Below are 15,200 nucleotides of genomic sequence, written 5' to 3' on the forward strand. Positions count from 1 at the left end.
CAATGCTCCCCGTCGCTGGGCGTTGGTTCACCCGCGCACTTGTTTTATGCGCTGCTGCCCCGTTACAACGATAGCAGACGATTTGCGTCACAATGTACGAACTGGTTAGTTTAGTCAATTCTGGCGCGCGCGAGAGAGGTGCCTATAATGAGTGATGTTCAGGCTCCCAAGCCGTCCGGTCGCCGTACGCCAACACGGCAGCAGGACCCGGAAGGGACCAAGCAGAATATCATCGAAATTGCCTCGCAAGAGTTCGCGCTCAATGGCCTATCGGGCGCCCGCATAGATGAAATTGCCGCCAAGACCCGTGCCTCCAAGCGCATGATCTACTATTACTTCGGCGACAAGGAAGGGCTCTATCGCAGCGCCCTTGAGCATGCCTATGCGCAGGTTCGACAGGGTGAAGCAAAGCTCGACATCGCAGGGCTTTCGCCAATCGATGGCCTCAAAAAACTGGTCGAGTTCACTTTCGAACACCACCATCAGCATGAAGATTTCATTCGCATGGTGATGATCGAAAACATCCATCACGGCCAATATCTTGAAACCTCACCGGGCGTGCGCGAACTCAATGTCACGGCCATCACCAATATTCGCGATCTCTATGAGCGGGGCGTTGCCGAAGGCAATTTCCGCCCCGGCATTGATCCGCTGGACATCCACTGGCAGATCAGTGCGCTCTGCTTTTTCAACGTCTCCAATCGGGCGACATTCTCAAAACTGTTCGACCGCGATTTTGGTGCGCCGGATAGCCAGATCCGCTTGAAAGAGCACGCAGTAAACGCCGTTCTGCGTTTTGTCGCAAAACCAGAGGCGCTGGTTTAGCTCAAAGCCACCCTTTCCGCGACCATCCCCGAGCGTGCTCAAAGAGTGCGGACTCATAACGGACGGCTCGGCGCTGCCTTAGGTCCACTTTCAGATCGTCAACTTGCCCCCCGAACCTAGCTGATCTCGGTGCTGGAAGGGGCCGTCCGTCGTCCGCCCCTTCCAGCACCCGCCCATAGTCCCCCGTGGGGTGCCTCCACCGGCCTGCTTCCTCCGCGATTGCCCAGCGACTGCGCCCACATCCTCCAAAATACTGCCCCCGTTGACCTCCCAACCTCCTCATGTCACTTTGTACGAACTAGTTAGTTAGTTAGTGGAGGGGCTATGAAAACGTCGATCGCTACTGTCTCGATCAGCGGCAATCTGCGCGAGAAGCTGGAGGCTATTGCTGCTGCTGGCTTTGACGGGGTCGAAATCTTCGAGAACGACTTCCTCGCTTACGACCAATCCCCCGCTGAAGTGCGCAAGATGTGCGCCGATCTAGGGCTTGAGATTACGCTCTTCCAACCATTTCGCGACTTTGAAGGCCTCCCAGAACCGCATCGCAGCGCCGCCTTTGAACGAGCCGAACGCAAGTTCGATCTGATGGAGCAATTGGGTGCTCCCCTAGTTTTGGTCTGTTCCAGCGTTGCCCCGGCAGCACTGGGCGGAATTGATCGCGCTGCCGCTGACTTCCGCGAACTGGGCGAGCGCGCTGCCAAGCGCGGCCTGAAGGTGGGTTTTGAAGCGCTAGCTTGGGGTCGTCATGTGTTCGATCACCGTGACGCGTGGGAGGTCGTTCGGCGCGCTGATCATCACAATGTTGGGCTTATTCTCGATAGCTTTCACACGCTGTCGCGCGGCATCAACCCAGACACCATTCGCTCTATTCCGGGTGACAAGATCTTCTTTGTCCAGCTCGCAGACGCTCCCGCGCTCGCGATGGACCTTCTCTATTGGAGCCGCCACTATCGCAATATGCCGGGCGAGGGCGATCTCCCCGTGGTGGATTTCACCCGCGCCGTTCTTGCCACGGGCTACTCCGGTCCTCTGTCATTGGAGATTTTTAACGATCAGTTCCGTGCCGGATCGCCACGCACTATCGCCGCAGATGGGAAACGCTCGTTAATCTTTCTTGCCGACCAAGCCCGATTGGCCGAACCGGACGCCCCCATCATTACACCTGCATTACCGGCCCGCGCTAAGGTTGAAGGCGTGTCTTTCGTCGAGTTCACGGCCAATGAAGCCGAAGCGGAACAACTGGCTGGCCTCTTGGGCAAACTCGGTTTCAGCCACACCGGTCATCACCGTTCCAAGGCGGTCAATCGCTATTCGCAGGGCGATATCAATATCGTCATCAATACGGAGCGAGAGGGCCTCGCGCACGCGGCTTACATCACCCACGGCACCAGTGCTTATGCCATGGGGCTACTGGTGGAGGATGCGGGCAGGGCGCTGGACCGTGCTCGCGCCCTTGATGCTCAGGTCTTTAATCAACACGTCGCGCCAAACGAGCTCAAAATACCCGCTGTCCGTGGCATAGGAGGGGGCGTCATCTATTTCCTCGATCGACAGTCGGAACTGGCCGATGTGTGGGACAAGGAGTTCGTGTCCCTTCCAGCACAGTCCGCAGGCGCCCATCTCACCCGCGTCGATCACCTCGCTCAGACGATGAACTACGAGGAAATGCTCACCTGGATCCTCTTCTATCGTTCCATTTTCGAGCTTGATAAAAGTCCCATGGTCGATGTGGTCGACCCAGCAGGCCTCATCCGCAGTCAGGTGATCGAAAGCCCCAAGGGTGAACTGCGGCTAACCCTCAACGGCGCAGAAAATCGCAAAACCCTAGCAGGGCGCTTTATCAGCGAAACCTTCGGCTCGAGCCTCCAACACATAGCGTTTGCATCAAGCGACATCTTCGAAACCGCCCGTATTCTGCGGGAGAACGGGTTGGCGGCTTTGCAGATTTCCCAGAACTATTACGACGATCTCGCCGCGCGGTTCATCTTCCCACCTGAGTTGCTGTCCAAGCTTCAGGCGGCCAATTTGCTTTATGATCGCGACGCGAATGGCGAGTATTTCCAGCTCTATACGCCGCGTTTCGGTGAAGGTTTTTTCTTTGAAGTCGTCCAGCGCACTGGAGGCTATTCTGGTTACGGCGCGTTCAATGCCCCGTTCCGCATCGCGGCCCAGAGGCGAGAAATCAACGTGTTGGACGGAATGTAGGTACTCTCTGCGCTACGAGGGGCTCAGAGGCTTCTCGTCGGCCAATTGGTCGCGTGCCAAATGTCCGGCAGGCCCTAAGCAGCTGTGAGTAGGCGCACGACCTGTTCGTTGTCGAGATTGATAATGACAGATGCTGCGTCCTGCGCGGCCTCTGGGTCGCTTTTCTCGACGGCAGCAATAAGCGCGTGATGAGATAACAGGCCATGGGTAAAATAGCCGTTCGTGTCTGCAGACGAGTTGGCCTTGATGGCGAGGGCAATTGTGAGTTCCACGACGCCGGTGACGGACCGTAACAAGCTGTTTCCGGATGCTTCGGCGATAGCGCGGTGAATTTCAAGGCAAGCCAGGCCGTGGCCCTCAGGATTGGTTTGATTGAGCTCGATTTGATGAAGCCAGTACTTCATCACACGAACGTTGTCGGCGGTGCGCCGTTGCGCTGCCAAGCTCGCGGAGCGCGTTCCAAGCGACCGCCGCACATCGAATAGGCTCTCATAAAACCGCGCATCCGGCTTTGCGTAATAGTGCCAACTCAACACTTGCGGGTCGAAGAAATTCCAGCGGCTTATCGGCGAGACACGAGTGCCCACTTTAGGCCGTGCTTCCACTAGGCCTTTGGCCTCCAGCGTCTTGAGCGCTTCGCGCAACACTGTGCGCGACACACCGTAAGTCTCCATCATCACCTGATCACTTGAGAGCGTCGATCCGACGGGAAACGCCCCAGTGACAATAGACAGGCCAATCTCATTGATAACGAAATTATGGAAATTCCGTGCAGCAGGTCGCCCCGAGAGAGAGCGAATAAGGCTGCCAGTTTCGATCATACTAAGCTTTCTCGAGCGAATCTTTTCCAGAGGCTGACGCCGCGAATATGATGCGCTGTAAAACGATGAATAAGAACAATAAAATGCCGATGACGATCTTGGTCCACCAGCTCGAAAGCGTCCCGTCGAAGATTATATAGGTTTGGACCAAACCGAGCAGCATTACGCCCACAAACGTGCCGAGCACGAAGCCGTACCCTCCGGTGAGAAGTGTACCGCCGATCACCACAGCGCTGATTGCATCCAACTCTACGCCGACCGCCGCCAGCGGATAACCCGCTGAGGTGTAGATGGAAAAGATGAGGCCAGCCAAAGCCGCCAACATGCTGGAGAGCATGTAAATTTGCACTGTTGTTTGGGCAACCGGAACGCCCATCAGGGAGGCAGACACAGGGTTTCCGCCTAGCGCATATACATAGGAGCCAAACCTAGTCCTATGTGCCACGAGGGCGCCGATGAGAAATATCGCGACCATCAAAAGGCCGATAAAACTCAATCGCCCGCCACCGGGCAGCCTGATGATGAGGCTGGTAATCAGGGAATAGAATTCGTGGTTGATGGGAACGCTATCCTGCGTGATCACCGAAGCGCCGCCTCGTGCCAAGAACATCCCCGCCAATGTCACGATAAAACTTGGCACTTGGAGATAGTGGATCGTAGCGCCCATCGCCGCGCCAAACAGCCCCGCAATCCCGAGTGCAACGATGAACGCGACCAGCGGATGGAACCCCATCCAGCTGATCAGAACGGCAACCAAAACGCCGGTAAACCCAATCACCGCCCCAACCGACAGGTCGATGCCTCCGGAAATGATGACAAAGGTCATCCCCACCGCTGCGATGCCGAGGAAGGCATTGTCAGTGAGAAAATTGCCAAGGACGCGCGTTGAAAGCATGCCGGGAAACTGCATGACCGAAAGAGCATAGGCGACTATGAAAATTACGGCAGTGGCTGCCAGAGGTCGCAAGCTGCGCTTCATTTGAAAGTCACCCGATTGCGGTCACGCTTGAAAAGGCCCAATGCCGAGCCGAGGAGGGGCGACTGCACCATCAAAATGAGAATGATCATCCCGGCTTTGACAATCAGGTTGAACTCGGGACGGAAGCCCGACACCAAAATCCCCGTATTCATCGCCTGAATAATGATTGCACCGACGACCGCGAGCGGGATGGAGAACCTACCGCCGAGCAGCGATGTGCCGCCGATCACCACAGCCAGAATGGCATCGAGCTCGAGCCACAGCCCTGAATTATTAGCATCCGCCCCGCGGATATCTGCCGCTACGATAACGCCAGCAATCGCTGCACAAAAGCCGCTCAGGCTATAGACCAGCATCAGCAACACGCGCGAATGAATACCAGCCAGCGATGCTGCTGCGCGGTTAACGCCAATCGCTTGCACGAAAAGCCCGATCGCTGTCCGCCGTGCAATGAGCGTCACCACAACCATCAACAAAACGGCGATCACCGCTGCCATCGGCAGCCCCAGGAATGAGCCGGTGCCGAGGAAAATCAACGCAGGGTCATTGAACGTGACAATCGATCCCGAGGTGATCAACTGTGCTATTCCTCGTCCCGCGACCATTAAAACCAGCGTTGCCACAATGGGCTGGATGTCGAGCACTGCAACGAGAAAACCATTCCACAGGCCGCACGCGAGCCCAACAGCCAACGCTGCGAGAACGGCCATAGGTGTCGGATAACCTGCAACAACCATCGTCGCCGCGACGGCGCCACACACCGCCATAATCGCGCCGACGGAAAGGTCTACCCCTTTCGTGGCAATCACCCCGGTCATACCAATGGCCAAAATTGCGACGGGCGCGCCGCGATTGAGCACGTCGATCAAGCTTCCAAAGAAGCGCCCATCCTGCCAAGAGATGCGGAAGAAGTTCGGAAACAATATCCAGTTGATCAGCAGAACGGCTGCCAGTGCCAGCATCTGCGTGTTGGCTAAATGATGGAGATGGAGCCGCTTCATGCTTCCACTCCGGCGTTGTTGTTGGCAATTGCGTGCACGATCACACCTGCATTGATGTTCTTGCCCGTGAGCTCGGCAACCATCTCACGTTCACGCATCACGACAATGCGCGAGCTGTAAGCAACCACCTCGTCCAACTCTGATGAGATCACCAGCATGGCCATGCCTTCGTCGCGGAGGCGATTGATGGTGCGCACTATTTCAGCATGCGCACCCACATCAATGCCGCGGGTCGGTTCGTCGAGGATGAGAAAGGCAGGGTCAGTCGCTAACCAACGCGAGAGGATAACTTTTTGCTGGTTGCCGCCGGAGAGGAGCTTGACCGGCATGTCGAGTGATGCGGCTCGAATATCCATCGCCTCGCCAAATTTTCCGGCGATTTCGAGCTGCTCGTCTCGGTCCAGCGCCTTGAACCAGCCCAACTTTCCCTGCAGCGCGATGACAATGTTCTCGCGCACCGACAGGTCGCCCAAAATGCCCTCGGCTTTTCGGTCCTCGGGGCAGAAGCCGAAGCCTTTTTTTATGGCGTCAGTGGTGCGGTGGATTGTGGTTTCTACGCCGTTGACGCGCACTTTGCCCTGATCGGCAGCGTCGGCGCCAAACATGATGCGCGCCATTTCGGTCCGGCCTGATCCCAAAAGCCCTGCAACACCAATAACTTCGCCCTTGTGCACGACAAGGTTAAACGGTGCGACGCTGCGTTTGCGGCCAAAGCCTTCAAATTCCAGCAGCACCTCATCATGCGTACCAATCGGCTCGATGTCGGTCGCCCCGGAAAATGCAATGTCCTTGCCCAACATCAACCGCACCACATCTGTTCGATTGAGAGAGGTTAAGTCTCGCGTTTCGATGAGCTTGCCATTGCGCAACACCGTGACGCGGTCCGAAATGGCGAACACTTGATCAAGAAAATGGGTTATGAACAAAATGGCGAGGCCCTTGGCCTTCAAGCCCTTTATCACCTCAAACAGCCGGGCGACTTCATTGCGGTCGAGGCTGGCAGTAGGTTCATCAAGAATAAGCACTTTGCCTGAAAGCTGCACTGCGCGGGCAATCGCCACGATCTGCTGCACAGCCACGGAATGGCTTCCCAGCTCACTGCCAGGATTGATGTGCAAATCATAATTGGCAAGCAGGACCCGCGCGTCTGCTTCCATTTTGCGGACATCAACAAAGCCGAATTTGCGCGGCTGGTGTCCGAGAAAAAGGTTCTCCGCTACCGAGCGGTTGGGCAGCAGATTGACCTCTTGATAGACAGTGCCAATGCCATAGGCCTGCGCGTGAAGCGGGTTATCGAGTGTTATCTCGCTCCCCTCGAGATAGACGCCGCCGCTTGTTGGCCGATAGGCTCCGGTCAGGATTTTGATGAGGGTCGATTTGCCCGCACCATTTTCGCCAAGCAGCGCATGGACTTCGCCCGCGCGCAGGCCGAAATCGACATGGTCGAGCGCTGTGTGATTGCCGAAAATCTTGGACACACCGCGCGCTTCAAGCACGTAGCTATTCTCAGTCATACCTATTCCCCCCGCAATCACTCTACTCCTTTCCAACAAACTGTCATCCCGGCTGGTGCCGGGATGACGCTTCAGGAAGGAGTGAGGCTTGCGTCCTAGTAGCCGAGGCCCTTACGGCGATCGTATTCGCCCTGCGGATCATCGGCTGGTGTGTAGAGCTTGGATTCAGTAATGATGAACTTTTCAGGCTCTGTGCCATCGGCGAGATAGGCCGAAAGAGCTTCAAAGGCGGGACCTGCCATGTTTGGGGTCAGCTCAACCGTGGCATTGGCTTCGCCTGCCACCATGGCTGCAAAAATGTCAGGAACAGCATCAATGGAGACGACCTTGATGTCAGTCCCTGGCTTGAGACCTGCGTCCTTGATCGCCTGAATAGCGCCAACGGCCATGTCGTCATTATGCGCGTAAACCGCACAAATATCGGCGCCACCGTTTTCGGCCTTGATGAAGCCTTCCATCACTTCTTTACCCTTAGCGCGGGTAAAGTCGCCTGTCTGGCTGCGCGCCAGCGTGATATTGGCCTTGCCAGCAATGGCTTCTTCAAAGCCCTGCTTGCGGTTAATGGCCGGGGTGGACCCCACCGTGCCCTGCAGTTCCACTACCTTGCAGTCTGCGCCATTGACGTCGGCTACCAGCCATTCGCCGGCGACACGACCTTCCTTCACCTGGTCAGAGGCGACGGAGGTCAAATAGAGATCTTCTGGCGCGTCTACACCTCGGTCGAGAAGTACCACCGGAATTTCGGCTTCCTTGGCTTCACTCAACACGTCTTCCCAACCTGTCGCCACCACGGGGGCGACAAGAATGGCGTCTACGCCTTGGGCGATAAAGCCGCGAATGGCCTTGATCTGATTTTCTTGCTTCTGCTGCGCATCCGCGAATTTCAGGTCAATTCCAAGTTCTTCGGCCAATTGTTTCGTCACTGAGGTTTCGGCAGCACGCCATCCGGACTCCGAGCCGATCTGGCTGAAGCCAACAACGATGCCCTTCAGATTATCCTGAGCGATGCTGACAGAAGTCAAAGCAGTAGCGAGGCTTGCCGCGAGGGCAAGCTTGGAAAAAATGGTCACGATGTCCTCCCAATGTGCCGTCGCGGTGTGTTCACCTTCGACGATGACCAAACGCTACATAAAGTACTATTATATGTAAAGAGGGTAAGGAGACGGTAACAGGTCAGGCCGGACGGACCGAAACTTTGTCAAAGTCGGAAAGGAGAGAGGCTGCCTGAATACCCAGTGGGAGTGGGCAATTACGGGTGCGCTGGCATTAGGGGTAGCGATGCTCAGACTTGACAAGCCTAGCTAGACTTCAACGGAAGGAAGCCGTGCACCAAGCCTGCAAAGCCGCATAACCGTTATGTTGATGGAACTTTGAAGAGATTGGCTGGGGAACCTGGACCCTCTCGTTGAGTTCGAGAGTACATATATTTCAGATAGTTAGCAATCGATGCGGTCTATAATGTGGGGCAAGGTGGATCACCATTTTGGATCAGTTTGGCCAAGTAGGTGTAGATAGGGGTCATCTGGCGGTTCGCATGAAGTCGAACTCAATCGGGAGGAGGTAGCTGCAGCGTAGGTGTGGCGAGCAGATTGAAGGGCAATGCACGCTGGGCTCTCGTTAGTACACGTGGTGAACATTTCACTCCCATAAGCGCGGTGAGGACCGTCTTGAAAATATTTGGTCTCCGAATAAAGATATATTCACGCGTAGCATAGAGGGGCGTGCTTGTGGCGATTATCGACGATTCTTACGAAGTAGCTCGCCTAATCTTTGATGAAGCGCGGAGTGGCCTTGATAATATTCGGTCCGAGGAAGATGCCAAGCTAAAGATCATCGTCCGAGTGCTTACTGAAGCATTGGGTTGGGAGTTCAGCGATATGTCAGCTGAGCAACTTAATGAGAATGGATTCTCGGACTACATTCTTTCTGATGGCGGTCATAATGCCTTCGTGGTTGAGGCCAAGAAAGTCGGCGTTATCGGCATCACGACACATGCTTCTACAATGCAGAAATACAAGATTTCCGGCCCCGCATTGAAGGAAGCTGCCCGTGGTATCGCGCAGGCTGCAGCCTACGCGTTCCCACTCGGAATTCAGCTAGCCGTGCTTACCGATGGTGTCACTTGGATCGTGTTTCTACCGTACATCCCGGGCGGTAGATATCAGGAGAAGCAAGCCATCGTTTTCCCGACATTCGATGCCGTTTTACAAGATTTCAGCACATTCTATGAGCTGCTATCAAAGGCCGAGTGTCGCAAGAATACGTACAAGATCATCTTTGACCACATACATGAAAACCGGTTAGTCCAAACTGCGTCGCTCGTTCCAGCGATTTCTCTAAACGAAATTCATGTGGAACAAAAATCGGCATTGGCCTTTGACTTGGAAGGGGTTTTTGCGAATTTCTTCTCAACGCTGACAGGTGACGATGATCCTGACTTGTTAATCAATTGCTTTGTAGAGACCCGAGAAAGTCGGGTGGCTGACTTCTCGCTCGAACGTATCACTGCCAACGTCCTCGGTAATCTAGAGCCCGCCGATAGGAATGTTGATGAGGGCCTTCATTCGGTAATCGAGACGACAATCGAGGCAGGTAACGGGCAGACGGTATTTATCGTTGGGCCTTCTGGCGCGGGAAAGACCACTTTTCTGCACCGATTTTTCAAGAAGACCCTACCGTCATCCATTAGAGCACGCTGTGTTGTCATAAATATCAATGCACTGGACGCAACCGGCGATCCAACCACAGCAATTCCTTCGATGACTAATAGAGTCATCGCATTGATTGAAGAGAGTATATTCACAGATGGGATGCCTGATTGGAGTGACCTCCAAGGTTTGTACCATCTTGAATATCTTAGAAGGCTCAAGGGGGTGGATGCGGAGCTGTATAAAAACGATAAGAAAGAATTTAAGCGGAAGTTTTCAGGTATCGTAGAGGGGTTGGTTGAGAATGATCGGGAGGGGTATCTTCTTAAGCTTCTCAATGATTTAGTTTCAAATCGGAAGAAGCTTCCAATTTTTGTAATCGACAATACGGACGAGTTTGACCTCTCTTATAAGGAGAGGGTTTTCCAATACTTTCAGTCTCTTAGTCGTGCGGCGAAGCATTGTTTGCTCATATTCCCTGTTACGGATAAGTCTGCCTGGACGTTTTCGAAGACAGAAATATTCAATATCTATTCTTCAAAGTCTTTCTTCCTGCCTACACCGTCGCCACGCGAAGTTTTTCGGAAGCGTGTTGATTACCTTCGGGACAAGATTAGCGGTCAGGCGAAGGAAAGGAAGGAGGCAGCTTATTTCGTTGGTCAAGGAATAAAGCTCAAGATCACGGACCTTGCAGCCTTCGCCAATGTCGTCGAGAATATCTTTGTTGATCAAGACTATGCGTCGAAGCGAGTAGGTGAGCTTTCCAACTACAATATGCGAAAAACGCTGAAGCTATCGAAGCGGATAATTACTTCGTCGGTTCTTCGCATCGATGATATAGTTAAGTCATACATTATCGGTGAAATCGTCACGCCGTCAGTGGAAAAGTTTATGAACGCCCTACTCAAGGGCGATTATTCCCATTTCAGGCGGGATGATGATCACGAGCTTTTTCCGATGTTTGAGGTCGATAGCGCTGTCCGGCAGTCGCCATTGATCCATCTCCGCATTCTAGTCTTGCTCCGTGAGGCTCATGCAGCAGCGTCAGAAGAGGTGGATCGGCACATCGACGCTAAGTCAATTTACGCGTATTTCGATCTCATGTCCTTCTCGGAAGTTGCAGTCGAGAAGTCACTTGTAGCCTTGCTTACAGCCAGCTTGATCGAGCCCTTCGATTTGTCGATGAGAGGATATTCTCATGATCAGCGACTGGCCATTACTTATAGTGGCCTCGCCCATCTTGAGCTCGCGCTCGCGAATCCGACTTATTTCGAACAGATGGCATTGACAACCCGGATTGCGAGTTCGGATGTAGCCGCTCAAATCCACGGTGCATTTCACGAGAAGGTGTCGCTTCAAGAAAGACTGGAAACAGTAAGAAAGCTGTTTGCGAAGTATTTGATAGATGAAGATGCTCGCTTTGGCGCTGTCCCTGATCGGAGCGAGTTTATTCTTCAGCGTCGGCTTGTTGAAGATATAAATGCGCAATGGTCTGGTACCTTTATTGAGGTACCTCAAGCTAACGAAGCTGAGATTGCTCAGGGTGTAATAGCCACAATAGAAAAATTTGACGCGTCCAAAGGCTTCGGATTTGCCTCTGTGAAGGAAATTCGAGATGACGCTTTCTTACATGTACGCGTCGCAGAGGCAGCAGGTTTCGAAGTGCATGACGGAGACGACTTGCTCTGCGATGTGTCTAAGAACTCGAAAGGGTATTATATCTCTGCCATCTATGATGTCGTGACACCTAAGTCGAAGTCGTACGCAGGCACTGTCGTTCGGGTCTTCGAGGAGCGCGGCTACGGTTTTGTCAATGTGCCAGAGCTAGGGGCTGACGCATTTTTCCATTTTGGAATATTTGACCGTGAGGACCGAGTAAATATCGTAGAAGGCATGGCGCTGAATTTTGAGGTGAAGACAGACCCGCAGGGTAAGCATCAGGTTAGAAAACTCAGCTGACCATTATAGCGGGTGTAGTACCGTATCGTTACATTTTGATCCCACGGCGGCCAAATAGGCTGCTTACTGCATTATCTGGTTGGCTATTTTTATTAGGTTTGGATCTCTTTTGGGGATTCACAACGGGCGTTGGATCTGGCACTATGTGGTATTATAGTACCGCATGGGCTGGGCAATTGGCTTTAACTGACTTCCTTTATGGCATCTCTCGCAAAGGCCTTCCTGAGCAAAATATTGAGCCGTTGACGTTAGGTGGTTTGTTTGCGCCTTGGGCCATTGATGGCCTCTCATCTCATTCCCGCGTGCCGAGTACTTCGAAGTCACTCATGCAGGTCCCGGCAGTGTCGTGTGCTGTCGAGTTGATAGCCGATGCCGTCGGTACTCTTCCGGTTAAGCTGTTCGTGCGTAATGCAGAGGGTAAGGAGGTCGACCCGGCTCACCTTGCCTTTCGCCTTGCGCATGACGAGGCCAATGAATGGACTAGTGCTGCTGAACTGCGTACTCAGCTTACGCGGGATGCGTTGCTCAATGATAGCGGTGGCTTTGCTATCGCGAACCGCACCTCCGAGGGGCGCGTAGTCGAGTTCATTCGCATTGAGCCTGCTGCCGTAGAAATAAGGTCTGACGAGGCAACTGGTGAGCCGTTTTACATGGTAAACCAAGGGCGCAAGTCAGTCCGTTACGATTACCATGATGTTCTGCATATACGCGCCTTTGGCGACACAGCGCCCGTCACTCGCGCCCGCAATGCAATTTCGGTAGCGGCGGACCTTGAGCGTCATGCCGCGCAACTCTTCGCCAACTCAGCTCGCCCTTCCGGCATTCTGAAAACCGGCCAGAAGAACGCAACTGCCATCGAGAACATCAAAGCGAGCTGGAATGCAGCCTTCGGGCGCGGAAATTCCGGCGGCACTGCCGTCGTTCCGGCTGACACCGAATACACGCCTATAACCATGACGAGCGTTGATGCGCAGTTCGCTGAGATGCGTCGCTTCCAGACGGAAGAGATTGCTCGCGCATTCCGCGTTCCACCGACCATGCTTTTCGATTTGACGCGTGGCACTTGGGCAAACACCGAAGAGATGGGGCAGCAGTTTCTGACCTACACGCTTCGTCCTTGGCTTCGTGCCTGGGAGTGGGCCTACGCCCGCGTGCTGCTGTCGCCAGAAGAGCGCACTGAGCGCTTCTTCGAGTTCATCACCGACGATCTTCTGACCGTCAGTTTTGCCAGCCGTGCCGCGTCCTATGGGCAGTACCGCAGCATGGGCGTGCTGACCGCCAATGAAGTTCGTGCCGGGCTCAACCTGCCGCCGTTACCGGGCGGTGACGTGCTGCAGAACCCATACACGACCAGCGCCTCGCAGGAGCCTTCCGTCAAACTACCAACTGAAATTCAGAAAGACGCTGCTTAGTGCACACTGCATTCTTTGGCGACCGCGAGCGCAATTTCTCGCTGACCCCGCATCTGATCCCCGAACTTGAACGCCTCACCGGAAAAGGCATCGCCGCTATCGTGGATGGCGTTCGGCGCGCGAGCTTTGCCGAACTGGTCAATACGATCCGTCTGGGTCTGATCGGTGGTGGTGCTCATCCTGAAGAGGCTAGCGCTCTCACGAACACCTACGTCAAAGCCCATTCGCTGGGCGAAGTGCATTTGCTGGCACTCGATATTCTCAACGATCTATGGACCGGTCCTACCGTGCCGCCTGCAGGGAAGGGCACAGTCTAATGGACAAGCTCGAAATCAAAGCGGAAGTCAGCATCGATGACGCTGGCACGATCACCGGTTTGGCTTGGCCGTTTGGAACTGCTGATAGCGTTGGTGACGTAATCGAGAAGGGGGCGTTCTCGCTGCCACCGGCTTTGCCCATCGTCATGGAGCACGACCAGTCGCAGGTTGTTGGGGTCTGGGAACAGGCTACCGAAACCGACGCCGGCCTTGAAGTTAAAGGGCGTCTCTTCGTTGAAGGGATCGGCCCAGCTCGCAAGGCGCGCGATGACATGCGCAACAAGCGCATCACCGGCCTTTCTATCGGCTTTAGGGCTGCTGGCTTCGATGCGCTGCCGAGCGGTGGCCGTAAATTCAACGCCCTGACCATCACCGAAATTTCTTTATGTCGCCGTCCGGTCCATCCGGGTGCGCGGATTACCTCTGTGAAATCCACTCCCGAAGGAACCTCTATGGACCACCAGACTAACAATGAAGCTGCGAGTATTGAGCTCAAGGCTGCGAACGAGAACATCGCCAAGCTGACCGCACGTTTGGACAAGGTTGAGGCCAAAGCCAACCGCCCGGTCGTTGGGACCGGTAATCAGCAGCCAGAGGCAGTTGTTGCTTTCGGCAATTATTTGCGCATTGGTCGCGACGGTATCGCGGACCATCATCGCAAGGCGTTGACCGTCGCCAATGACGCTCCGAACTACGTTCTGGCACCAGAAGAGGTGTCCTCAGAGTTCATCCGCAATCTGGTCGAATGGTCGCCGGTTCGCGCTATCGCTGACGTTCGCACCATCGGCACACACACCATCATTCTGCCAAAGCGCACCGGCATCACCAATGCCAAGTGGACTGGTGAGACTGTCGCTTCCGAAGGTTCGCTGCCTTCGTTCGACCAGATGGAAATCCCGGTCAAAGAACTGACGACGCACGTGGATCTCTCCAACTGGCTGGTCGAAGACTCCGGCGAAACCGCATTGCGTGAAGTGCGCTTGGCGCTTGCTGAAGACTTTGCCAAGAAGGAAGGGACCGCTTTCGTAAACGGCAGCACTGCAGTCGAGCCCAAGGGCTTCATGGCTGACGCTGGTATTGCCGCTCACGCAAACGGTCACGCCGCCAACCTTTCGGCTGATGCTCTGATCTCGATGCTCTACAGCCTGCCGGGCATCTATCGTAACGCTGGCACGTGGACCATGAACGGCAGCACGCTTGCTGCGGTCCGTAAGCTCAAGGATGGCAACGGCAATTACTTGTGGCAGCCGTCGTATCAGGCCGGTCAGCCAGAAACGATCCTTGGCCGTCCGGTGGTCGAGCTGATCGACATGCCAGATATCGCCGCCAACGCTTTCCCGATTGCGTATGGCGACTTCAAGGCTGGCTATCGCATCTATGATCGTTTGGACCTCGCTATTCTGTCCAACCCGTTCATTCTGGCAACAGAAGGTCAGCATCGCTTCCACGCGCGTCGTCGCGTTGGCGCTGGCGTGGTTCGCCCTGATGCGTTCCGCAAGCTCAAGATGGCCGCTTAATC

General features: G+C 54.6%; 11 protein-coding genes. 6 read left to right on the forward strand and 5 right to left on the reverse strand.

The window, feature by feature from the left end:
• Positions 1 to 147 precede the first annotated feature (147 nt).
• Both JHC09_RS09545 and JHC09_RS09550 read left to right on the forward strand, forming a co-directional pair.
• A complete protein-coding gene (locus JHC09_RS09545) occupies positions 148 to 825 on the forward strand; it encodes a TetR/AcrR family transcriptional regulator (RefSeq protein ID WP_169194769.1) in 678 nt (225 codons plus the stop codon).
• A gap of 324 nt (positions 826 to 1,149) precedes the next feature.
• Positions 1,150 to 3,030, forward strand: a complete 1,881-nt coding sequence (locus JHC09_RS09550) for a sugar phosphate isomerase/epimerase and 4-hydroxyphenylpyruvate domain-containing protein (RefSeq protein WP_199531765.1) — start codon at positions 1,150 to 1,152, stop codon at positions 3,028 to 3,030.
• A gap of 74 nt (positions 3,031 to 3,104) precedes the next feature.
• Here the strand turns inward: JHC09_RS09550 and JHC09_RS09555 are convergent, their stop codons facing one another.
• The 5 genes from JHC09_RS09555 to ytfQ all read right to left on the reverse strand — a co-directional run bounded on the left by JHC09_RS09555 (position 3,105) and on the right by ytfQ (position 8,415).
• Complete coding sequence (locus tag JHC09_RS09555; protein WP_199531766.1) at positions 3,105 to 3,851, reverse strand: FadR/GntR family transcriptional regulator; 747 nt, start codon at positions 3,849 to 3,851, stop codon at positions 3,105 to 3,107.
• Position 3,852: 1 nt separating this feature from the next.
• Positions 3,853 to 4,830: a galactofuranose ABC transporter, permease protein YjfF gene (gene yjfF / locus JHC09_RS09560; RefSeq protein WP_199531767.1), complete on the reverse strand. Its 978-nt coding sequence runs from the start codon at positions 4,828 to 4,830 to the stop codon at positions 3,853 to 3,855.
• Complete coding sequence (locus tag JHC09_RS09565) at positions 4,827 to 5,831, reverse strand: ABC transporter permease (protein WP_199531768.1); 1,005 nt, start codon at positions 5,829 to 5,831, stop codon at positions 4,827 to 4,829. The genes yjfF and JHC09_RS09565 overlap by 4 nt, the downstream gene beginning before the upstream one ends.
• Positions 5,828 to 7,345, reverse strand: coding sequence for a sugar ABC transporter ATP-binding protein (locus JHC09_RS09570; RefSeq protein ID WP_199531769.1), 1,518 nt, complete (start codon positions 7,343 to 7,345; stop codon positions 5,828 to 5,830). The genes JHC09_RS09565 and JHC09_RS09570 overlap by 4 nt, the downstream gene beginning before the upstream one ends.
• A 95-nt stretch (positions 7,346 to 7,440) precedes the next feature.
• Positions 7,441 to 8,415 (reverse strand): galactofuranose ABC transporter, galactofuranose-binding protein YtfQ, encoded by a 975-nt coding sequence (ytfQ, locus tag JHC09_RS09575; RefSeq protein WP_349236535.1) that lies wholly within the window; start codon positions 8,413 to 8,415, stop codon positions 7,441 to 7,443.
• Between the two features lie 657 nt (positions 8,416 to 9,072).
• Here ytfQ and JHC09_RS17180 point away from each other — a divergent pair.
• From JHC09_RS17180 to JHC09_RS09595, 4 genes are all read left to right on the forward strand, one after another.
• On the forward strand, positions 9,073 to 11,952 hold the full coding sequence (locus JHC09_RS17180; protein ID WP_199531770.1) for a cold shock domain-containing protein: 2,880 nt from the start codon (positions 9,073 to 9,075) through the stop codon (positions 11,950 to 11,952).
• Positions 11,953 to 12,278: 326 nt separating this feature from the next.
• Entirely contained in the window at positions 12,279 to 13,364 is a 1,086-nt protein-coding gene (locus tag JHC09_RS09585; protein ID WP_199531771.1) for a phage portal protein, read from the forward strand.
• Positions 13,364 to 13,681 (forward strand): gene transfer agent family protein, encoded by a 318-nt coding sequence (locus JHC09_RS09590; RefSeq protein WP_199531772.1) that lies wholly within the window; start codon positions 13,364 to 13,366, stop codon positions 13,679 to 13,681. Before JHC09_RS09585 ends, JHC09_RS09590 begins: the two co-directional genes overlap by 1 nt.
• Complete coding sequence (locus JHC09_RS09595) at positions 13,681 to 15,198, forward strand: phage major capsid protein (protein ID WP_199531773.1); 1,518 nt, start codon at positions 13,681 to 13,683, stop codon at positions 15,196 to 15,198. Before JHC09_RS09590 ends, JHC09_RS09595 begins: the two co-directional genes overlap by 1 nt.
• Positions 15,199 to 15,200 lie beyond the last annotated feature (2 nt).

Origin of the sequence: Devosia sp. MC532 (assembly GCF_016461625.1) — a bacterium.
Classification (GTDB): domain Bacteria; phylum Pseudomonadota; class Alphaproteobacteria; order Rhizobiales; family Devosiaceae; genus Devosia.